The 21,775-nt window shown below is 63.4% G+C and carries 15 protein-coding genes; 7 read left to right on the top strand and 8 right to left on the bottom strand.

What is annotated here, in order from left to right; all coding sequences use genetic code 11:
• Positions 1-53 precede the first annotated feature (53 nt).
• On the bottom strand, positions 54-1,781 hold the full coding sequence (locus QZ329_RS07415) for an ABC transporter ATP-binding protein (protein WP_295750472.1): 1,728 nt from the start codon (positions 1,779-1,781) through the stop codon (positions 54-56).
• A complete protein-coding gene (locus QZ329_RS07410) occupies positions 1,778-3,490 on the bottom strand; it encodes an ABC transporter ATP-binding protein (protein WP_295750469.1) in 1,713 nt (570 codons plus the stop codon). The genes QZ329_RS07415 and QZ329_RS07410 overlap by 4 nt, the downstream gene beginning before the upstream one ends.
• Before the next feature lie 557 nt (positions 3,491-4,047).
• Here QZ329_RS07410 and QZ329_RS07405 point away from each other — a divergent pair.
• Entirely contained in the window at positions 4,048-8,493 is a 4,446-nt protein-coding gene (locus QZ329_RS07405; RefSeq protein ID WP_295750466.1) for an S-layer homology domain-containing protein, read from the top strand.
• A 531-nt stretch (positions 8,494-9,024) separates the two neighbouring features.
• Positions 9,025-11,139: a response regulator gene (locus tag QZ329_RS07400; RefSeq protein ID WP_295750464.1), complete on the top strand. Its 2,115-nt coding sequence runs from the start codon at positions 9,025-9,027 to the stop codon at positions 11,137-11,139.
• Between the two features lie 18 nt (positions 11,140-11,157).
• Here QZ329_RS07400 and QZ329_RS07395 read toward each other — a convergent pair whose 3' ends face one another.
• Entirely contained in the window at positions 11,158-11,949 is a 792-nt protein-coding gene (locus QZ329_RS07395; RefSeq protein WP_295750461.1) for a hypothetical protein, read from the bottom strand.
• An 84-nt stretch (positions 11,950-12,033) separates the two neighbouring features.
• Here QZ329_RS07395 and QZ329_RS07390 point away from each other — a divergent pair, with 84 nt between their 5' ends.
• The 5 genes from QZ329_RS07390 to QZ329_RS07370 all read left to right on the top strand — a co-directional run bounded on the left by QZ329_RS07390 (position 12,034) and on the right by QZ329_RS07370 (position 15,552).
• A complete protein-coding gene (locus QZ329_RS07390; RefSeq protein WP_295750458.1) occupies positions 12,034-12,534 on the top strand; it encodes a YqeG family HAD IIIA-type phosphatase in 501 nt (166 codons plus the stop codon).
• A 209-nt stretch (positions 12,535-12,743) separates the two neighbouring features.
• The gene (gene efp / locus QZ329_RS07385; RefSeq protein ID WP_295750456.1) at positions 12,744-13,313 is read left to right on the top strand and encodes an elongation factor P; all 570 of its coding nucleotides are present in this window, start codon (positions 12,744-12,746) and stop codon (positions 13,311-13,313) included.
• 75 nt (positions 13,314-13,388) lie between these two features.
• Positions 13,389-13,820, top strand: coding sequence for a CD1247 N-terminal domain-containing protein (locus QZ329_RS07380; protein WP_295750453.1), 432 nt, complete (start codon positions 13,389-13,391; stop codon positions 13,818-13,820).
• 63 nt (positions 13,821-13,883) lie between these two features.
• Complete coding sequence (locus tag QZ329_RS07375; protein ID WP_295750450.1) at positions 13,884-15,251, top strand: MATE family efflux transporter; 1,368 nt, start codon at positions 13,884-13,886, stop codon at positions 15,249-15,251.
• 34 nt (positions 15,252-15,285) lie between these two features.
• Positions 15,286-15,552 (top strand): hypothetical protein, encoded by a 267-nt coding sequence (locus tag QZ329_RS07370; protein WP_295750447.1) that lies wholly within the window; start codon positions 15,286-15,288, stop codon positions 15,550-15,552.
• A 71-nt stretch (positions 15,553-15,623) separates the two neighbouring features.
• On the opposite strand, the gene QZ329_RS07365 is transcribed toward QZ329_RS07370, so the two are convergent.
• The 5 genes from QZ329_RS07365 to QZ329_RS07345 form a co-directional block, all read right to left on the bottom strand.
• Positions 15,624-16,538: an RluA family pseudouridine synthase gene (locus tag QZ329_RS07365; RefSeq protein WP_295750445.1), complete on the bottom strand. Its 915-nt coding sequence runs from the start codon at positions 16,536-16,538 to the stop codon at positions 15,624-15,626.
• A gap of 5 nt (positions 16,539-16,543) precedes the next feature.
• Positions 16,544-17,524 (bottom strand): sensor histidine kinase, encoded by a 981-nt coding sequence (locus tag QZ329_RS07360; RefSeq protein ID WP_295750442.1) that lies wholly within the window; start codon positions 17,522-17,524, stop codon positions 16,544-16,546.
• Positions 17,521-18,204 carry a response regulator transcription factor gene (locus QZ329_RS07355; RefSeq protein ID WP_295750439.1) on the bottom strand — a complete coding sequence of 228 codons (684 nt, stop codon included), beginning with the start codon at positions 18,202-18,204 and terminating at the stop codon, positions 17,521-17,523. The genes QZ329_RS07360 and QZ329_RS07355 overlap by 4 nt, the downstream gene beginning before the upstream one ends.
• Before the next feature lie 67 nt (positions 18,205-18,271).
• Positions 18,272-19,477 (bottom strand): NADP-dependent isocitrate dehydrogenase, encoded by a 1,206-nt coding sequence (locus QZ329_RS07350; protein ID WP_295750436.1) that lies wholly within the window; start codon positions 19,475-19,477, stop codon positions 18,272-18,274.
• A 15-nt stretch (positions 19,478-19,492) separates the two neighbouring features.
• Positions 19,493-21,724, bottom strand: coding sequence for a hydratase (locus tag QZ329_RS07345; RefSeq protein ID WP_295750432.1), 2,232 nt, complete (start codon positions 21,722-21,724; stop codon positions 19,493-19,495).
• Positions 21,725-21,775: the final 51 nt, after the last annotated feature.

Below are 21,775 nucleotides of genomic sequence, written 5' to 3'. Positions count from 1 at the left end.
TTTGGGATTTTCTGAATGTGCGGATACGTTTTCGGCAAATTTCTCCACGCGCGTCATTGGAACTGGGCGGCGTAGAGCCCGGCGTAAACGCCTCCGGCGGCCAAAAGCTCCTCGTGGGTTCCCTGCTCTGCCGCGCCGCCTTGGTCCAGAACCAGAATGCGGTCCGCCCCCCGGATGGTGGCGAGACGGTGGGCGATGACAAAACAGGTCCGCCCCTGGCGGAGACGATCCATGGCGAGGCTGATTTCCCCCTCTGTCTCCGTGTCCACGTTGCTGGTGGCCTCGTCCAGGATGACAATGTCCGCGTCGGTAAGGAGGCACCGGGCGATGGCCAGCAGCTGCCGCTGGCCCTTGGAGATGTTCTCGTCTGTGAGAATGGTGTCGTAGCCCTGGGGGAGGGAGGAGATGAAGCGGTGGATGCGGGCGGCCTTGGCGGCGCGGACGATCTCCTCCCGTCCGGCACCGGGCGCGCCGTAGGCAATGTTTTCCGCGATGGTGCCACCGAAGAGCCAGGTGTCCTGGAGCACCAGGGCCAGACGGCGGCGCAGGCCGTCCCGGCTGTACTGGTCCAGGGGGACGCCGTCGATGGCGATGGAACCGCTCTGGGGCCGGTAAAACCGAAGGAGCAGGGAGACCAGGGTGGTCTTCCCCGCGCCGGTGGGGCCCACCACGGCGGCGAGGCTTCCCGCCGGAATGTGGGCGGTGAAGTCCCGGAGAACGGGGCGGGTGGGATCGTAGCCAAAGGTCACATGGTCAAAGCGGATGTCGCCCCGGAGGCGCGCCGCGGGAACGGCTCCGGCGGGGTCTCCCGCCTCAGGCTCCTCGTCCAGAAGGTCCAGCACACGCTCCGCTGCCGCCGCGCTGGCCTGGAGCTCCGCCAGGAGGTTGGCGGCCTCCCGGATGGGGCCGGAGAACTTCCGGGAGTAGAGGACGAAGGAGGAGAGGCCGCCCAAAGACAGGCCGCCCCCCAGGTACAGCAAAGCGCCGAACATGCTGATGGCCGCCAGGGAGACGTTGTTGATGAAATTCACCGAGGGGCCCAGGGCGGCGCTGGCCCGGTCCGCGTCGTAATAGGCCTTGGAGGCGGCGGCGTTGCGGGACTCGAAGAGGGACAGGTCCGCCTCCTCCACGCCGTAGGTCCGGATGGACCGGCGGCAGCCCATCCGCTCCTCGGCAAAGCCGTTGAGGGCCCCCAGCTCCTTGGAGCGGAGGCGGAAGAGGGGGTGGATGCGCTTCATCTGAAAACGGGTCAGCACCGCCGAGAGGGGAACGGTGACGAAGAACACCAGGGTCAGACGGGGAGAGAGGAGCAGCAGCATCAAGAAGGAGCCCGCCACCGTGAAGACGCTGGCGCCCAGCTGCAAGAGATCCGTGGAGATGGTGGCGTTGACGGTGTCCACGTCGTAACAGACCCGGCTGATGAGGTCCCCCGCCGGGTGGGTGTCAAAATAGTCCACGGGCAACTCGCTCATACGGTCGAAGGCAGCCTGGCGCAGATCGTGGGAAACGGCCTGGGCCAGCCGGATGAGGCGGGAGGCCACCAGGTAATTTAATAAGGAAGAGAGCGCGTAGCAAAGCAGCATTCCAGCGCAGCAGCGGAGCACGGCGGGGAAGTTTACCCCCCCGGCCCGGATGCCGATGGCATCCACCGCCTTGCCGGAGAGGAGGGGCGCGGCCAGGGCCAGCAGGTTCCCTGCCGGCAGCAGCACCAGCAGCAGAAGAAACTGGGGACCGTGGGGGCGGAGAAAGGGGCCCATGCGAAGCAGTACGGATTTCTTCATATCAACCCTCCCATCTGAAGCTCCGCCATGCGGCGGTAGCGCCGGCAGGTTTCCAAAAGCTGGTCGTGGCGGCCCTGGGCGGCGATGACGCCGTCCTCCAGCACCAATATCCGGTCCGCCTCCCGGAGAGAGGCCACCCGCTCGGAGATGACCACCAGGGTGACGCCGGGACAGTCCCGCCGGATGGCGGCGTGGAGCGCGGCGGCGGTGCGGTAATCCAGGGCGCTGTCGGCGCTGTCCAGGACCAGAATCCCCGGACGGCCGGCCAGGGCCCGGGCGATCAGCAGCCGCTGGCGCTGCCCGCCGGAGAGATTGGCCCCCCGGATGTCCAGCCGGGTGTCCAGTCCCTCCGGCAGAGCCTGGATGAACGCCCAGGCCTGGGCGGTTTTGGCGGCGGCGGCCACCTCCTTCCGGGGGAGGTTCCGCAGGAAAGAGATGTTTTCATAGACGCTGTCGTTCAGCAGGGTCTCGTTCTGGAACACCGCGCCGAAGCGGCCCCGCAGAGCGGTCCGGCTCAGGGTGGAGACATCCTCCCCGCTGACCCAGACCACGCCCTCGTCCGCGTCGTACAGGCGGAGGAGCAGGGAGAGCAGAGTGGTCTTCCCCGCGCCGGTGGGACCCAGGACGCCCAGGGTCTCTCCTTTATTTAAAAAGAAGTTCGCGCCGTCCAAGTCCTTCTCCACCCCCAGATAGGAGAAGGAGACGTGCTCCATCCCCAGCTCCGGGCCGGGGCGGTCCGCTGTCTCTGCCGTCCGGACGGGCTGGCCCTCCGGGGTCAGAAGAACCTCCTCAATCCTCCGGGCGGAGGCCACGCCCTTGCTGAACTTGACAAAGAGTTTGGCCAGGCCCAGGGTGGCGGTTTGAATCAGCGTGAAGTAGGAGAGGAAGGCCACAATCTGCCCGGAGGCCAGCCGCCCCCGGTCCACCAGGGCCGCCCCGGCCAGAACCACCAGCACCAGCCCCAGATTCAGAAGAAAGTCCGAGAGAGGATTCGCGGCGGCCATGATCTGTCCGGCGGTCTCCTCCGCCTGGCGGGCGGACTGGCTGGCCCCGGCGAAGCGCTGCCGTTCCCGCTCCTGGCAGGCCAGAGCCTTGATGACCCGGACGCCGGAGGCGTTTTCCCGGATGACCCGGACCACCGTGTCCACTGCCTCCTGGGCCTTGGCGTAGCGGGGAATGCCCCGGCGGGTCACCAGCCAGATGGACAGGAAGGTGGCTCCGCAGACCGCCAGCTGCACCAGGGCCAGGGAGGGGGCCTGCAAAAAGGTCAGCGCCAGCCCCCCCAGGACCAGCATGGGGGCCCGGATGCCGCCCCGCTGGATTTTGTCAAACATCTGATGGACGTTATAGGTGTCGTTGGTCAGCCGGGAGACCAGGGAGGAGACGGAGAGCCGGTCCTGCTGGGCCTGGGAGAGCAGCAGCGTCCGGCGGTAGAGGTCCCGGCGGAGCCGCCGGGTCATCTCCATGGAGACCCAGGCGGCCATGCGGTTGGCAGTGATGTTGCAGAAGGCCGCGCCAAAGGCCATCAGCAGCATCCCTCCCCCCGCCCGGCGGATGGCGGCCAGGTCCCCGGCGGGGACGCAGTCGTCGATGATATGGGCCAGCAGAAGGGGGAGCAGCAGCTCCAGAACGGCGGCGGTGAACTTGACCGTCACGCCCACGGCAACCCGGGGAGCGTGAGGGCGGAGGTAGCTGAGAATCGTTTTCACGCGTGGCCTCCTCTCAACAGTCGGTGCTCAAACGTTTGCGGGATCATGCTTTTATGTTACACCGTCCTCCGGCGTCAAGTCAAGCCGCATTTTGCCGCGGGGCCGGAGGGGAGGACCCGGCTCCGCCCGGACGCGAACGGCGCTGGAATTTTGACATTTTTTAAAAATGTGTCAAAAAAAGAAGGCGGGAGGGGGGGCGGCGGCCGGCGGAAGGAAGGTTACACATATATGATAAAAGAAGACTGAATAGGTGGAGCGCTATATTGGCGGCATACATCGGGATGTCGTTCAATTTTCATAAAAATACGCGAATTTCATGAAAATTGATAGCATGGAAGCGGCAGGATGCTTTGTTACTGTTATGTTACAAACATGAGCAACATATTGATTTCGGAAAATTGCTGTGTTATATTCATCATGCGGCACGGATGAGGCGGCGCTCCCGGGGTAGATACGGGAACGGCTAGCCACTGTATGTGCGCCGGAAAAGCCGACGCGTCCCGACCGCAAATAACAGCGGTGAACTTCCCGCTGCAAAACAAGGAGGATGAAAATCCATGAAGAAGTTCTTATCCCTGGTTCTGGCTCTGGTTATGGCCATGTCTTTGGTCACCATCAGCGCCGGGGCCACCGAGTACAAGGAGCTCACCGACAAGGATGAGATCCAGTACGAGGAAGCCGTTGCCGTTCTGAATCGAATCGGTATCATTACCGGTTATGACGACGGCAGCTTCCAGCCCAAGAAGGAGCTGACCCGCGGCGCCGCCGCCAAGATCATTGTCTCCCTTCTGATCGGCCCCGAGGCCGCTGGCAATCTCCCCAACAACAGCAGCCCCTATCCCGACGTTCCCGCCAACCACACCTTTGCGGGCGTCATCAGCTTCTGCAAGACTGAGGAGATCATCAGCGGTTATGGTGACGGCACTTTCCGGCCCGGCGATTCCCTGACCGGCTATGCCTTCGCCAAGATGCTGCTGGGCGCCCTGGGCTACAGCAGCAACATTGAGGGCTTCACCGGCTCTGGCTGGACCAACAACGTTGCCCGTATCGCCAACGTTGCCGGCCTGCTGGACCGCCTGCAGTTCAACGGCAGCGCCGCTGTCAACCGTGAGCAGGCCTGCCAGCTGGCGCTGAACACCCTGAAGGCCACCATGGTGACCTACGGCGGCAGCACCATCATCAACGGCAGCACCGGCAGCTTCACCATGCAGGGCACCACCGCCACCATGGTGACCAGCAACAACAAGGACATCAACCGCAACATCGGCAAGAACGAGAGCGACCAGGGCGGCCGCGACTACTACACCCTGGAGTTCGGCGAGGAGCACTTCAAGGACCTGCGTCTGGAGCATGACCGCTTCGACCCCGCCATTGACGACTTCGGCCGTCCCTCCAACGAGTGGAGCTACAAGAAGGTCACCATCGGCACCTTCCCCCTGGAGGCTGACTATACTTACACCGAGCAGGTGGCCCACCTGGCCGACAAGGACGCCGCCAAGGTCCGCGCCCTGAAGCTCAACGGTTTCGAGGTCTCCAGCAATGAGAGCACCCATGGCATCGCTTCCGGCTACAACAAGACCCAGGTCTTCGTGAACGGCCGTCAGGTCAACGATCTGGATAAGCTGGCCACCATCGCCGACTACACCGACAACGGCGCGACCGTGTACGTGTATGTCGATGAGCTGGACGCCGACTTCATCTCCTACGTGTCCGTTATCCAGCCCATGCTGGTGAAGGTCAAGAACGTTGGCAGCGATTATGTCTCCTTCGAGCTGATCGAGGCGGACGACAAGGGCAACGGCTTCAACCAGTATGCTCTTGACAACTACAATGACGGCGCTCAGCGCGGCATGAACGAGATCGACAAGCTGGAGGACCTCCAGGCTGAGGACGATTACTACGACGTCGTGAAGGACCTCAAGGCCGGCGACTATGTGGTGACCATCCCCGTCAATGCCGACCACGAGAACGACGCCTGGGAAGTTTCCAAGGCTTATGTTCCCGAGACCGTGACCGGCAAGCTGAGCAAGGTTGAGACCTATGACGGCGACGTCACCGACATCGTTGTTGGCGGCACCAGCTACAAGGTCTCTCAGTGGAACAAGGACATGAAGGACATCGACGCTGACATCATCAAGGTCACCGTCAAGGATGTCACCCTGTATCTGGACGAGGGCGGCAACGCTCTGCTGGCCGACGAGGTTGGCGAGGTCTCCGGTTACATGGTTATCGGCAGCTGGAGCAAGTCCCTGGTCAACGGCAAGCTCGTTGACATCGCTGAGGGCTGGGACGTCAATGGCGATCCCCTGTCCCTGAACGTTGGTTCCAGCAAGACCGTCAGCAAGTACTATGGCGATACCATCAACGGCAAGAGCTATGCGAACGAGTTCCTGCCCGGCGACCTGGTGAAGTACACCAACGACGGCGCTCCCGCCGGTGCTGACTGGGTCCTGCTGTGCAACGACGACGATACCGCCATCGCTGCCAACGACGTTTACAAGAACCTGGTTAAGATCTATGAGGTTTCCGAGTTCGGTCTGAGCACGGACTTCACCGTTGGTGCGAACTACATTGACGTTGACGGCAGCGGTACCTTCACCGCTGGCGACAAGGCCAACTATCAGATCAAGTCCAGCAACATCCGCCTTGCTCTGCGCGGCGATAATGTGACCTTCACTCCCGACGGCGCTGGCGGGCTGACCGTTGGCGGTACCGATCGGATTTCCAAGGTCCCCACTGTCAAGAACGCTGATAAGGACCTGGTTGTTCAGGCTGGCGACATTGTCACCGACAACTCCTTCTACTTCGCCAAGAACCCGATGTTCATCTATGTGGACTTCGATAACAGCGGCGACGTGGAGAACATCCAGTTTGTCAAGGGCATCAAGAACGTTACCACCGACGAGCTGATGCAGCAGAGCGGCGGCAACGGTACTGCCGGTGCCAACCATCCTGCGCAGGCTTATCTGGACAAGAACGGCGAGGTTAAGGCCGTGGTCATCAAGACCCAGAGCAACGAGGCCAAGACCAACAACCTGCTGTATGTCCGCGAGCACTGGGCTTCTCACGAGTACACCACCGAGACCGGCAAGGTGATCGGCCTGACCGTCGCCATGCTGGGCGAGGACGGCCTGGTCCGCAGCACCAACATCTACACCGACAAGGACCTGAAGGACAACACCTTCGCTACCTTCACCAAGGCTGAGAAGGAAGGCTATGAGCCCTTCTACAAGGTCAACTCCTACGACACCCAGACCAAGACCACCTCTGTTGCCTCCGCGACCGTCAACGCCTCTGGCGATGGCAGCAGCGTCATCAACAAGTGGCTGGTCAAGCTGGGCAATCCCACCAAGATTGACGGAACCGCCCTGGCGGATCCCACTGGTCACAACCCGCTGGTTGACGGCGATTCCTGGATCATGTCCAACCAGCGCGGCACCAGCGACATGCTGCCCTCCGACAGCAATAACGCCAAGCAGGTTGCGAACTTCACCAAGGCGAATTGGATCAACCTGACCGACAACACCGACATCGACGATGTTGAGGACCTCAAGGATTATGTGGACGTGCGTCTGCACCTGGTCTTCAACGACAACAAGGACAGCGACGGCTTCCGTAACGTTGACCTGGCGATCGTTGTCAACGGTGTCAAGGCTGACCAGCGCGCTGCCGTTCCCACTGTGTCCGGTCTGACCGTGACCAGCCCCAAGGCCAGCTATAGCAAGAGCGAGATCATCGAGCTCAACGCCGCTGTTGCCGATGGCAAGTACGGCACCCTGAGCTACAAGTGGGAGTACAGCAATAACGGTGGTTCCACCTGGACTGTCTTCGGCACCGACGCCTCCAAGGTGAACTTCACCAAGGGCTCCGGCAGCGAGCAGGTCCGTGTCACCGTGACCAACACCGACAACAAGTACAATTCTCCCTACAACAAGGCGACGGCGAGCAAGGACATCACTCTGAATGAGGATGTCACCACTGCCACCACCGAGGTTACTGTGACTGTGACCGGCGGTACCTTCGTGCACAACGGCAACACCGTTAAGAACGCGAAGCTGACCGTTCCTTACAACGGCCTGCTGCTGCCCATCACTGCGGGCACCGGCAAGCAGCTGCCTGCCACCGCCACTCTGACCAAGGCTGACGGTACCACTGAGACTGTCACCATCGAGGACGGCATGCTGGTTATCAACGGCGGCATGGCTGGCACGATTGCGGTCGTGTGCGGTGACGCTGTCAAGACCACCAAGACCGTTACCTTCAACCTGACCAACTGCTATGTTACCGTCAACGGCCAGACCAAGACCAACGGTGACACCCTGGAGGTTGAGGCGGGTGCTTCTCTGAACCTGACCATCGCCCTGATTGATGACAACAGCGACACCAAGGCTGATCCTGTGACCGCTGATGGTGGTGTGAGTGTCCTGAGCAGCACCGCTACCACCGCGCTGGTCAAGGTGGCGGATGATGGCACTGTGACCATCGACCGGTCCAAGAATACCCACACTGTCGAGGTTAAGAGCAATGCTGTCACTGGTTATGCTTCTGCGGATGGCGCTACTCTGACGAAGACGGCTGCTAAGGGTGAGAAACTGACTGTCAAGTTCGTTTCCAGCACTCTTGGTTCTGCCGCTACCGCGATCAATTCCCTTGGCGCCATCACCCCCGCTGCTGCCGACGGCAATACGATCGCCCTGGTTGCCAACAGCGCCAAGGCTGGTGTTAACGCGACTAGGACCGATGTGACCATTGCTAATACCGACGCCATGACTGCTTGGCTGACGAATGAAGCGAATAACGGCAAGACCCTCTACTATGGCACCTTTGCGGCTGCGGCTGGGGATACCACTAGCTTCACTACCATTACTGCCGATACGGTCTTTGCTAGTCTGAGTGGCGGTGCGTTCTTCACCGACTTCGTTGCTGCGAAGCCTGCGGAGTTCGAGGTTGAGATCACCATTGGCACTGCTGATTGGACGATCACCGGCATTGCTACCAACTGATTTTCAGGCTACAGCAAATCCTAATCCCTAAGCACGAAGGACCTGCCCCTCCGGGGGCGGGTCCTTTCCCTATCTCCGCCCCCTTGAAAGGCAGGCGCAAGCCGGGCTGATGAAATGCGCCGCCGGACCCCGTCAAAACTTTCTCTTGCATATCGGAGTGGGGCTGTGGTATAATACTCTTGACCGATCCAAGAAATCCAGGACGGCATGAACCAAGGCAGCAAAAAGGAACCCCCGGAGAGTGGTGCCTCTCCGGGGGTTCCCTTTGCTGGGGTTAGCTGCCTTTGTGGCGGCGGTCAAGCCATTTGCAGACATAGTAGCCTGTCATGCTTGCCGCAACCGCAGTCAAGAAATCCAGGATTTCCTGCATGAACCTCACCTCCTCCCTGTTGCCAGTTTGGAAAGGGCAGCGTATTCATTATACCAGAATTCGACCCGCTCCGCAAGGCGGAAGTCTCCTTGTAAATCGGTGGTGACAAACGCGGGCGGATGTGGTATAATCAGGAAAACCCCTTGGAAGGAGGCGGCTTCGTGATCGAAAACCAGGGCCTGATCGAATATTTATTCTCCGCCGAGACAGACCTCCAGGGCCGGGAGGGCGCCATGGCGCAACGGGTCCGGCACTTTACCGACGAAATGCCCGGCGGCTTTTTCATCTACCAGAAGGATAGCGGCAAGGTTATCTACGCCAACCACGCCCTCCTTCGTATTTTTGGCTGCGAGAGCTGGGAGGAGTTTCAGCGCCTCACCGGCGGGAGCTTTCAGGGTATGGTCTGTCCGGAGGACTGGGAGGCCGTGGAGGAGAGCATCGAAGAACAGATTACCCATAGCCGTTTTGACCTGGATTATGTGGAGTACCGGATTATCCGCCGGGACGGCTCCATCAGCTGGGTGGAGGATTTTGGACACTATATTGAAACCAAGCGCATGGGAGGTGTGTTTTACGTCTTCCTGGCCGACGTGACGGAGCGCCGCCAGCGCCGCGCGGCGGAGCGGGACGCCATATTGGAGGAGAAGCTCCAGGAGCAGGCGGAGCTTCACACCGGCTTTCTCGAGCAGATGAACGACGAGCTTGTCCGCCGGCTGGAGCTGATCGAGGGCCTCAGCGCGGACTACGAGTCCGTCTTTCACGCCGATTTGGAGGAGAATGTCATTCAGCCTTACCGGGTCAGCAGCCGGAAGGACTACCAGTTTGGCCGGGACCTCCAGGTCCGGCCCTTTGCCGGTTTCGCGGACGCTTACGCCCAGCGCTGGGTTCACCCGGAAGACCGGGAGCGCTTCTGCCGGGAGCTGGAGCCGGATTATATCCGCAAGACTCTGGAGCGGCAGAAATCCTTTCATATCAACTACCGGATTCTGCGGGACGGGGAGCCGGAGTATGTGCAGGCCTTTGTGGTCAATGTCAGTCCGGAGGAGGGCGTGACCCAGATCATGTTCGGCTGCCGGACGGTGGACGAGGAGGTCCGCCGGGAAAAGACCCGGACCGTCATGCTGGAAGATGCGCTCCACCGGGCCAAGCTGGCGGGAGAGGCCCGGAACACCTTCCTCTCCAACATGTCCCACGATATGCGCACCCCTCTGAACGCCATTGTGGGCTTCACGGCCCTGGCCAAGCGTCATCTGAACGACCGGGAGCGGCTGGAGAAGGACCTGGACTGCATCGCCTCCTCCAGCAGCCGTCTGCTCCACCTGGTGAACGATGTGCTGGAGCTGAGCTGGCTGGAGTCCGGCCAGCTCCACATTGAGGAGACAGCCTGCGCCCTGCCGGATCTGGCCCGGGAGGTCTGGGATGAGGTTCGCTCTCATGGAAAGGCCAAGGATGTGGAGATGATCCTGGTCGTGCCGGAGGCGGAGCATCCCCGGGTCTGGTGCGACCGGCCCAAGCTCCGGCAGGCGCTGGTGCGGCTGGCTCTGGGCGCGCTGGGCTGTGTTCCGTCGGGGGGCAGGATTGAGCTGTCCCTCCGGGAGCGGAGCGCTACCCGGGCCTACGGGGCCTATTACTTCACGGCGGACTGCCTCAGCCTGAATAAGCCGCTGACAGACGAGGTCTTCGACCCCTTTGACCGCCGGGAGATCACCGCCGCCGGAGAGGCCGGGGGTGCGGAGATGGACCTGCCCATTGTCAAGCAGATTGTGGAGATGATGGGCGGCCGCATTGGGGCGGAGTCCCTGCCGGAGGGGCGGGGCCGCTTCACAGCGGCGCTGAATCTCCGCTTGCAGGAGGAGGCGGAGGTGAAGCCTTCCGCTGGGGTTTCGTCCTCCGTCCAGCGCCGGGTGCTGGTAGTGGAGGACAACGATCTGAACCGGGAGATTGCGGCGGACCTCCTGGAGGATGCCGGTTTCCTGGTGGATACCGCCGTCAACGGCGCGGAGGCGGTGGAGAAGGTGAAATCCTCCCACCCTGGGGACTATGCCCTGGTTCTGATGGACCTGCGGATGCCGGTGATGGACGGCCACGCCGCCGCCCGGGCCATCCGGGCCTTGCAGGACCCGGAGCTTGCCAAGGTGCCCATCGTGGCCCTGTCCGCCAATACCTTTGACGAGGACCGGAAGCAGTCCGCCGAGAGCGGCATGAACGCCCACCTGGCCAAGCCCCTGGACGTGGACCGCCTGCTGGAGCTGGTCTCCGGCATTACGGGAGGATAAAAAAACCGCCGTGAGCAATCACGGTGGTTTTTTTCCGCCCCGCCAGGGGGCAAAGAGGCGTTCCGCCACGTCCCGAACCTCCGGCCACATGAAGAAGGCGGCGGAAAAGCCCATGCCCGCACCCAGGCGCAGCTTTTGATTCAGGGTGTCCGCGTCGTCGAAGAGGACGAAGTGGGACTCGCTGCCGCGGCTGTAGGTGAAATACCGGGCACAGAGGTCCTGGGAGAAGAAGACGGCGGGATGCTCCCGCTCCATCAGGGAGTCCAGGGCCTCCCCCGTAAGGGGCTCGCCCTCTCCGGACCGGGCAGGGAGGCGGAAGTCCATCCGCAGCCGCTGGACGTCCAGGGCCAGGTGTCCGGCCCCGCCGGCCTGGGCGACGGCCTCCTGGAGATATTGGGAGAAGCTGCCGCCGGAGACGGCGGTGCAGAGCAGGACCACCGCCCCGGGGGCGGCGCCGGCGTAACCCTCCGGCAGATAGAGGGTCCGCCGGGAGGCGGACAGCGCGGGAGCCAGGGCGGAGACAAAGGCGGTCCGGTCCCGGCGGGGTGTCTCCTCAAAGTCCAGCAGCACGCCGGAGTAGTTCCGCCGCCCGCACTCCCGGAGCACCGCGTCCCGCAGGGCCTCCGGGCTGTCGATAAAGGGGGCCTCGCGGTCGCTGACGGACAGGAGCCCCCCCTTGGTTTGAAGCAGCAGGCTCTGCCGCAGCAGGGCGGAGCCGGGGCCGATGCGGTAGGCCACGTGGGCCAGGTTCCGGCAGTGGGTTTGGGCCTCCTGAGACGCCTCCGGCGTCACGGCCAGATAAATCTGCAAATCTCTCTCCCCCTTGCGCCAAGACGGCAAAGCTGGTATACTGAAAGTGACTTCAAAAGACTGTATGCAAGGAGGCTGCCGCCTATGCCCCTTTCCCTGATTCCGGACTGTCTGTTTGCATCCTATCGGGAGGTGACGCCGGAGTTCCTGCGCCGCCGCGGCGTGACGCTGCTGCTCAGCGACCTGGACTTCACCCTAGCCCCCAAGTCCGTCCGAAGACCGGACCCGGCTCTGCGGGAGTGGATCGCGGAGATGAGGGCGGCTGGAATCCAAGTGATGATCGTCTCCAACAACCGCTCCGGAACCCGGGTGACGGAGTTCTGCGCGGACCTGGGCATCCCCTATCAGGGCCGGGCGGGGAAACCTTCGACAAAAGGGCTGCGGGCCGCTATGGCCCGGGCCGGGGCGGACCAAAGCCGCACCGCCATGCTGGGGGACAAGCTGCTGACCGACATGCTGGCGGCCAACCGGGCGGGGGTGCTGGCCCTGATGGTGGAGCCCCTGGGCGGGGCGGTGACCCTGTGGCAGAAGGTGCTCCACGCCCTTCAGGTCCCGTTCAAGGCCGTCTGCTGCCGGCGGGGCTGAGGGCCCGGTTCCGCCGGGGAGAGGTTCCCATTTCCGGGCGTTCCGAAAATATTTTCGCATGACGCCGCCCCAATTGAGGAAAAATACTTGCAATCGCGGCCTATATGGGATAAAATAACTACGCCTATAATGGAAGAACCATGGAAAGAGAGAAAATGCCCTCCTTGCGGGTCGTTTTCTCATACAAGATTTGTAAGGAGGATATTTGTATGCCTACGATTTCTGCCGGCGAGTTCCGGAAGGGTATGATCTTTGAGATGGATGGCAAGCCCATGCTGGTGGTGGACTTTCAGCACGTGAAGCCCGGCAAGGGCGCCGCCTTTGTGCGCACCAAGTACAAGAACGTCATCACCGGAGCCATCCGCGAGGAGTCCTTCAACCCCACCGCCAAGTTCGAGCAGGCCAGCGTGGAGCGCAAGGACGCCGAGTACAGCTACAACGACGGCGACCTGTACTATTTCATGGACCCGGAGACCTACGACATGTCTCCCCTGAACCGGGACGTCCTGGGCGACGCCTTCAAATTCATGAAGGAGAACACCGTCTGCAAGCTGGTGAGCTATAAGGGCAGCGTCTTCACTGTGGAGGTCCCCAACTTCATGGACCTGGAGGTCACGGAGACCGAGCCCGGCGTGAAGGGCGACACCGCCACCAACGTCACCAAGAAGGCGACGCTGGAGACCGGCGCGGTCATCCAGGTGCCCCTGTTCATCAACGAGGGCGAGAAGATCCAGGTGGACACCCGCACCGGCGAGTATCTGGGCCGCTGCAAGGAATGAGAGAGCAAAGGGGGGAGTGCATCCCCCCTTTCGATTCCCCATAAAACTCTATTTTCAGAACGAGGAGGTTTTACAATGGAAATCACGGAGAAGGTCGCGTACCTGAAGGGCCTGGCGGAAGGCATGGAGCTGGACACCGGAAAGAAGGAGGGCAAGCTGCTGGCCGCCATCATTGACGTGCTGGAGGATATTGCCCTGGAGCTTGCGGATATCGAGGACGCCCAGGAGGAGCTGGGCGACGGGCTGGACGCCGTCAGCGACGATCTGGAGGACGTGGAGGACCTGCTCTACGGCGAGGACGAGGAAGACGGCGGCGAGTATGAGCTGGACGATCTGGGGGAGGACGAGGACTGCTATGCCACCACCTGCCCCACCTGCGAGGAGGCGATTTACTTCGACGAGTCCGTCCTGGAGGACGGCGAGGTCGTCTGTCCCAACTGTGGCGAGAAGCTGGAGTTTGACCTGGCGAGCCTGGATGAGGACGAAGAGGAAGACGGCGAAGAGTAAGCCAGACGCGGCGGGGCCGGACACCCTTCGGGTGCCCGGCCCCCTTTTAAAGGAGCTGTTCCCATGATACGCGAGAAAGCCTTTTACCGCGCCTTCTTCGCCCTGACGCTGTCCCTGGCCCTGCAAAACCTGCTGACCTTCGGCGTGAACCTGATGGACACCGTCATGCTGGGCCGCTACAGCCAGGAGGCCATGAGCGGCGTCAGCCTCTGCAACCAGATTCAGTTTCTGCTCCAGATGCTGGTGGGCGGCGCCGGGGAGGGGGTTGTGGTGCTGGGCTCCCAATACTGGGGGAAAAACAGTCTGGAGCCCATTCCCCACATCATCGGCGTGGCCCTCCGCTTTGGCGGAGCGCTGTCGGCGCTGCTGTTCGCGGCGGTGCTGCTGTTCCCCCGGGAGCTGCTGGGCCTTTTGAGCAGCGACGAGGCGGTGATTGCCCAGGGAGCGCGGTATTTCCAGATCATCTGCTTTTCCTATGTCATCTTCACCGTCACGAACATTCTGGTGGCCTCGCTCCGCTCCATCGGCGTGGTGAAGATCGGCTACGCGATCTCCTTTTCCACGCTGTGCATCAACGTCACCCTGAATTACCTGCTGATCTACGGGCATTTCGGCTGCCCGGAGCTGGGGGTCCGGGGCGCGGCCATCGCGACGCTGGTTTCCCGCTGTGTGGAGCTGCTGATCGTGGTCTGCTACTTAAAGTACCGGGAGAAGCGGCTGAGGCTCACCTTGCGCAAGCTCCTTTTTATTGACGGCAGCTATCTCCGGGACTACAACCGCGTCTCCGCCCCGGTGCTGGTGAATCAGGCGCTTTGGGGCGTGGCCCAGATGGTGCAGACCGGCATTCTGGGCCACCTGGGGGGCGACGTGACGGCGGCCAACGCCATTGCGGTCCAGGTCTATCAGGTCCTCTCCGTCGTGGCCTACGGCGCGGCCTCCGCCTCCGGCATTGTGGTGGGGCGGAGCATCGGAGAGGGGCGGAGGGACGCGCTCCGGTCCCTGACGGCGACCTTGCAGGTGTTGTTCGTGGTCATCGGCATTGCCTCCGGCGGGCTGATTTTCCTGGCCCGGAACCCCATTCTCTCGGTCTTCGGCGGCAGGCTGACGGAGCGGGCCCAGGAACTGGCCCTGCAATTCATGGTGGTCCTCGCCGTGACCACTGTGGGCACTTCCTATCAGATGGCCTGCGACACGGGCATCATCCGGGGCGGGGGGGACACCGCCTTCAGCGCCAAGATGAACCTGATCAGCATGTGGGGGATTGTGGTGCCCCTCTCCGCCATGGCGGCATTCTGGTGGAAGAGCCCGCCGGCGGCGGTGTTCTTCCTTTTGAAGTGGGACCAGATTTACAAGATCATTCCCGTGGCCCTCCGGCTTCACAGCTGGAAGTGGGTGCGGAGCGTCACACGGCCCGACGGGGCGGAAGCATAAAAGCGCCGGACTTCCGGCAGAATGGAGGAACCCCATGTCCAAGACGCCCAAGAGGCCCGCCAATCCCCGGGTCCGCGCCAATGTCTATGCCCTGGCGGCGCTGTACCTGGCGTACCTGTTCTATCAGATCGCCAAGCCCTATCTGACCCATGATCCCTATGGCCCCACCCGGTTTCAGTTCCTTCTGGGACTGGTGATCCTGGGGGGAGGGGCGGTGCTTCTGGGCTTTCTGGCCTGGAGAATGTACAAGTCTCCCATGCCGGAAGAGCCCCAGGAGTCCGAACCGGACGAGGAGGAGTGAGGGGCTGGCGGTTCAAGCAGGCGGCCTGCAAAAAAAGAAGCGGAACCCGCTTGAAGGCGGGTTCCGCTTTTTCACTCCGCCGTCCCTTGGGGGAAATGCTTCCGAAGCAGCCGGCGCATGTCCTCGGGCAGAGGGGCGGTCAGACGGAGGGATTCCCCGGTAACGGGGTGGGTCAGCGTCAGGGCCTGAGAGTGGAGGGCGGGCCGGGGGATGAGGGATGGGTTCTCCGTGCCGTAGAGCCAGTCCCCCGCCAGGGGGCAGCCCAGGTGGGCCATATGGACCCGGAGCTGGTGGGTGCGCCCCGTCTCCGGCCGGAGGGCCAGAAGGCTGAGGCCGTCTCCCCGGGCCAGCACCTCGTAATGGGAGACGGCGGGCGCGCCGTCGGACCGGACGCGCCGGGCCACCACGGAGGTTTCGTCCCGCCCAATGGGCCCGCGAACCGTGCCCCGCTCCGGCGAGGGGCAGCCCAGGCAGACAGCCCGGTACTCCCGGCAGAAGTCCTGGCTGTGCAGCCGGCGGCGGAGGAGATCGTGGACATAGCCGCTCTTGGCGATGACCATCAGTCCGGTGGTGCCCTTGTCCAGGCGGCTTGCCGGGTGGAAGACGAAATCCGTCCCCCGGGACCAGGCCAGGGCCCCCGCCACCGTGGGCGTGCCCGGCAGGAAGTTGGAGGCGTGGGCCGTCATGCCGGCGGGCTTGTCCACAACCAGCAGGTGCGCGTCCTCCCAGACCACCGGCAGGGGCCAGGGCCCTGGGACAACGGGGGTTTTCGGAGGCCGGAGATCGCCGCTCTCCACGGTCAGCACGTCCCCGGTCCGGAGAATGTGGGGCGTGTGCACCGGGACGCCGTTGACCAGGAGGCAGCCCTCCCCGCCGTGGGCCAGACGGGAGACGGCGTGGGAGGAAAAGTGGAGCCGGGAGCGGAGGATGTGCCGGACGGTGGCCCCGTCCTCCTCCGGCGGGATGATCCTCGTGATTTCCGCCATGGCCCTCACTCCGTTTCCAGCCGCTGCCGGCTGAGGTCCAGACGGACCAGCGTCCCCTGGCCGGGCCGGGAGGAGATGGAGATGCCGTGGTTCAGCCGGTCCGTCACCTGGCGGCAGAGATAGAGGCCGATGCCGGTGGACTTCTTGTCCTCCCGGCCGTTGAAGCCGGTGAAGCCCTGTTCGAAGACCCTGGGCAGGTCCTCCGGCTGGATGCCAATGCCGCTGTCGGCAATGACCAGGGTTTCCCCGTCGCCGTAGACGCGGATGCGGCCCCCCTCAGGCGTGTATTTCAGGGCGTTGGAGAGAAGCTGCTCGATGACGAAGCACAGCCACTTTTCGTCCGTCAGCACCGTCCGCCCCGTCTCCTGAAAGACCAGGGAGATTTTTTTCAGGATAAACAGCCGCGCGTACTTCCGGATGGAGTGGCGGAGCAGGCTGTCCAGCGAACAGCTTCGCAGCACGTAGTCCGTGGCGCTGCTGCCCAGGCGGAGATACCCCAGCACCATCTCCACGTACTGCTCCACCTTTAAAAGCTCCCCCTCCAGCTCCGGATGGGGTTCCTCCTGAAGAAGGAGGCGCATGGCGGCGATGGGGGTTTTGACCTGGTGGGCCCAGAGAGTGTAGTAATCCGTCATATCCTGGAGGCGGTTCCGGTTCTCCAGCGCCAGGGCGGCCCGGTCCGAGGCCAGGGCCTGCACCAGGGCCTGGTAATCCTCCTCCAGCAGTCCTTTCGGCGGGGGGAGGGGCAGAACCGTTTCCCTCACCTGGACCAGCAGACGCTCCAGCTCCCGGTGGCGGCGGCGGAATTGCCAGTACCCGGCGGCGAACAGCGCCAGTCCCAAGGCGAGGCAGAGCACAAAGGCGTACCCCACCGATTCCAGCGGCAGCCCGTAGAGAGAGAAGACGGCGGCGCAGATGCCCGTGCACCCGCTCAAAAGCAGCAGCAGCTTCCAGTGCCGCGCGAAATACGCTCCCAGAGTCCTCATACCATTCGGTCCTCCACCAGATAGCCCACGCCCTTCCGGGTGTGGATGAAGTCCGGCAGGCCCGCCGCCTCCAGCTTCCGGCGGAGGCGGTTCACGTTGACGGACAGCGTGTTTTCATCCACAAAGCTGTCCGATTCCCACAGGGCGGTCATCATGGCGTCCCGGGTGACGGTCTGCCCCTTTTTCTCCAGCAGCAGCTGGAGGAGCTTGCCCTCGTTCTTCGTCAGCTCCACCCGCTGGCCGTGAATGGTCAGCGTTCCGTTTCCCAGATTCAGCACCGCCCCGCCGCAGGAGAGAAGGGCTGGGGCCGCGGTGAAGTCGTAGGCCCGGCGGAGCATGGCCTGGACCTTGGCGGAGAGGACCTGAAGGTCAAAGGGCTTGCCCAGAAGATCGTCCCCGCCCATCTGCATGGCCATGACGGCGTTCACATTGTCGGACGCGGAGGTCAGGAACAAAATGGGCACCTGAGAGATCCGGCGAATCTCCTGGCACCAATGGTAGCCGTTGAAAAAGGGCAGGGAGATGTCCAGCAGCACCAGCTGGGGATCGAACTCCACAAACTCCGACAGCACGGCGTCAAACCTCTGGGCGCAGGCCACCTGATAGCCCCAGCTCTCCAGGTGCCGCTGGACGGCCCCGGCGATGATGCCGTCGTCCTCCGCCATAAAAATTCGGTACATAACTCCTTCCCTCCTTGAAAAGGTCCCGGACGCCGCCGCAGAGCCGCGCCCGGGACTTGTGCGCCGCTCAGGAAAGCCGCGCGGCGATGGCGTCCAGGAATTCCTCGCTGTCCACGCCCCGGGCCTGGAAGCCCGGCTCCACCAGGGGCAGGAGGTCCTTTGTCATGACGCCGCTCTCCAGCGTCTCCAGCGAGGCGGCCTCCAGCCGCTGGCCGAAGCGGACCAGGTCCGCGAGACCGTCCAGCTCGCCCCGGCGTTTCAGCGCGCCGGTCCAGGCGAAGATGGTGGCCATGGGATTGGTGGAGGTCTTCTCCCCCTTGAGATAGCGGTAGTAGTGCCGGGTGACGGTGCCGTGGGAGGCCTCGAACTCCATAGTCCCGTCAGGGGAGACCAGCACGGAGGTCATCATGGCCAGGGAGCCGAAGGCGGCGGCGATCATGTCGCTCATCACGTCCCCGTCGTAATTTTTCAGCGCCCAGATGAAGCCGCCCTTGGAGCGGATGACTCGGGCCACCGCGTCGTCAATGAGGGTGTAGAAATAGGTGAGGCCCTGCTTCTCGAATTCGGCCTTGTAGCCGGCCTCGTACTCCTCCTCAAAAATCTGCTTGAACGCCCCGTCGTAAACCTTGGCGATGGTGTCCTTGGTGGAGAACCACAGGTCCTGTTTCTGACTCAGGGCGTACTGGAAGCAGGAGCGGGCAAAGGCCCGGATGCTGGAATCCTTGTTGTGCTGCCCCTGCCAGACGGCGGGACCGTCCACCGTCTGGACGGTCAGGGTCTTCTCCGCTCCGCTTTCGCCGCGGAAGGTGAGGGTGGCGGCGCCCGGTTCGCCGGTGGCCATGTCCACGGCCTTGTACATGTCGCCGTAGGCGTGGCGGGCAATGGTGATGGGCGCCTCCCAGTTTTTCACCACAGGCTTGATACACGGCAGAACGATGGGAGCGCGGAAGGCGGTGCCGTCCAGGATAGCCCGGATGGTGCCGTTGGGGGACTTCCACATCTCCGTCAGCTCCGGGTACTCCTCCATCCGCTGGCGGTTGGGGGTGATGGTAGCGCACTTCACCGCCACGCCCAGGCGCTTGGTGGCGTTGGCGGCGTCCACGGTGATCTGGTCCTTCGTGGCATTGCGGTTCAGGAGGCCCAGGTCGTAGTACTCCGTTTTCAGGTCCACATAGGGCAGGATCAGCTTCTCTTTAATCAGCCCCCAGAGGACGCGGGTCATCTCGTCCCCGTCCATCTCCACCAGGGGGGTGGTCATGTTGATGGTTTTCATGCCGGGTCTCCTCCCTCATTCTGCCCGCCGGGCGTAGTAATTCATAAGGCAGCCGTCCAGGATGATCTCCCGCTCCTCCGCCGTCAGACCCCGGACGTGGAGCAGGATGTCCGCCTCGCCGCCGCCGGACTTCAGCACCTTGGCGGGGATGTCCTCCCGCCCCTCCCGGATGGCCGTTCGGATGCCGGGGACGAAGACGCAGTCCCCCGCCTCGCAGGGGAAGTCCGTCCCCTCGTCCAGGGTGAAGGGCAGGATGCCCCAGTTGATGCAGTTGGAGCGGTAGCGCTTGGTGGCGAAGCTGTAGCAGATGTTGGCAAAGCCACCCAGCACCTTCTGGCAGCTGGCGGCCTGCTCCCGGGCGGAGCCGTCGCCGGGCTTGTTGGCAAAGACGCAGGAGCCGAACTGGGTCTCCTCCGCCCCGGCGCCGCAGCGGTCCAGCAGGGCCCTCAGCTTCTCCGGGACCTCCCCCGCCAGGCGCTTTTTCTCCAGCTCCGCCGCGGCCTTGGCCCGGCCCACATAGGCCGGCTCCCGGCGGGAGAGGGTAAACTCCGCCAGCCGCAGGGGGTTGGAGCGGTAAGAGGAGGTTTCCCCAGAGGGAATCAGCTCGTCGGTGGTGGTGACGCTGTCCCGCAGCACCGCCGCCAGCTCCACCAGCAGATTCTCCGCCAGGGGCTGCATCTTGGGCCAGTCGGTGATGTTGGGCCCCAGGATCAGCTCCGTGTCCGGCTGGGGGGTTCCGAAGCCGTTGTAGACCCGTTTGGCGTAGACGCCGGCGTCGAAATGATAGGGACGGCGGACGGTCGTGTACTCCGTCTCCGTGGCCGGGGTGATCCTTCCGCCGTTTCGGGCCGTGGCGGCGATGGACCGGGCGTCCATCAGGCACACGGCGGCAAACTGGCCCTCGCCGGGCTTGGAGCCCTCCCGGTTGGGGAAGTTCCTTGTGGTGTGCCGGAGGCTCAGTCCATTGTGGGCGGGCACGTCCCCCGCGCCGAAGCAGGGGCCGCAGAAGCTGGGCTTGAGGACCGCTCCGCTTTGGAGCAGGTCTGCCGCCGCGCCAATCTTCGTCAGTTCCAGGCTGACGGGAACGCTGGTGGGGTACACGTCCAGGGTGAAGTATCCGTCTCCGCAGCTGCCGCCCCGGAGGATGTCCGCCGCCTCGGCGATGTTGTCAAAAAGACCTCCGGCGCAGCCGGCAATAACGCCCTGGTCCGCCCAGACACCGCCGTCGTGCAGCTTGCTGGTGAGATGGATGTCCGCCTTGGGGAAGCGCTTCGCCGCGTCGGCCTCCACCTGGGCGAGGATGTCGTGGGCGTTGTCCAGGAATTCCCGGATGGTCCAGGCGTTGGAGGGGTGGAAGGGCAGGGCGATCATGGGCTCGATCCGGGAGAGGTCCACCTCGATATACTGGTCATACCAGGCGAAGGGGCCGGGGTGAAGCTCCCGGTACTCCTCTCCCCGCCGGTGGGCGTCGTAAAAGCTCCGGGTCTCGCCGTCGGTCTCCCAGATGGAGGTGAGGCAGGTGGTCTCGGTGGTCATGACGTCCACGCCGTTGCGGAAGTCGATGGGCAGGTCCTTCACGCCGGGACCGGCAAACTCCAGCACGCAGTTGTTGACAAAGCCGCTTTCGAAGGTGGCCTTCACCAGGGAGATGGCCACGTCGTGGGGCCCCACGCCCCGCTTGGGCGCGCCGGTGAGATAGACCAGAGTCACCTTGGGATAGGGAATGTCCCAGGTATTTTTCAAAAGCTGTTTGGCCAGTTCCGGTCCGCCCTCGCCCACGGCCATGGTGCCCAAGGCGCCGTAGCGGGTGTGGGAGTCGGAGCCCAGGATCATCTTTCCGCAGCCCGCCAGCTGCTCCCGGGCATAGGAATGGATGACGCTCTGGTTGGCGGGGACGTAGATGCCGCCGTATTTCCTGGCGGCGGAGAGGCCAAAGACGTGGTCGTCCTCGTTGATGGTGCCGCCCACGGCGCAGAGGGAGTTGTGGCAGTTGGTCAAGGCGTAGGGCACGGGGAATTCCCGCATGCCGGAGGCCCGGGCCTGCTGGATGATGCCCACATAGGTGATGTCGTGGCTGGTCAGGGCGTCAAAGCGGATTCGCAAGGTTTCCGGGTCGCCGGAGATGCTGTGGGCCTGGAGAATCTGCCAGGCCAGGGTTCTCTGCCGTCCCTCCTCGGGGGAGATGGGGGCGGCGGTGTGGAGCGCGCCCTCCGCGAGGAAGACGCCGCTGCCATGCAGAGCAATCATAGTGGATACCTCCTGTAATCCAAGGATTCAACGTTCCGCCAGCGGGACATA

The organism is uncultured Oscillibacter sp. (assembly GCF_910579365.1).
In the GTDB taxonomy this organism is placed as follows: Bacteria; Bacillota; Clostridia; order Oscillospirales; family Oscillospiraceae; genus Oscillibacter.
Note: the sequence above shows the minus strand (reverse complement) of the source record. Positions and strands in the feature narration are given on the sequence as shown.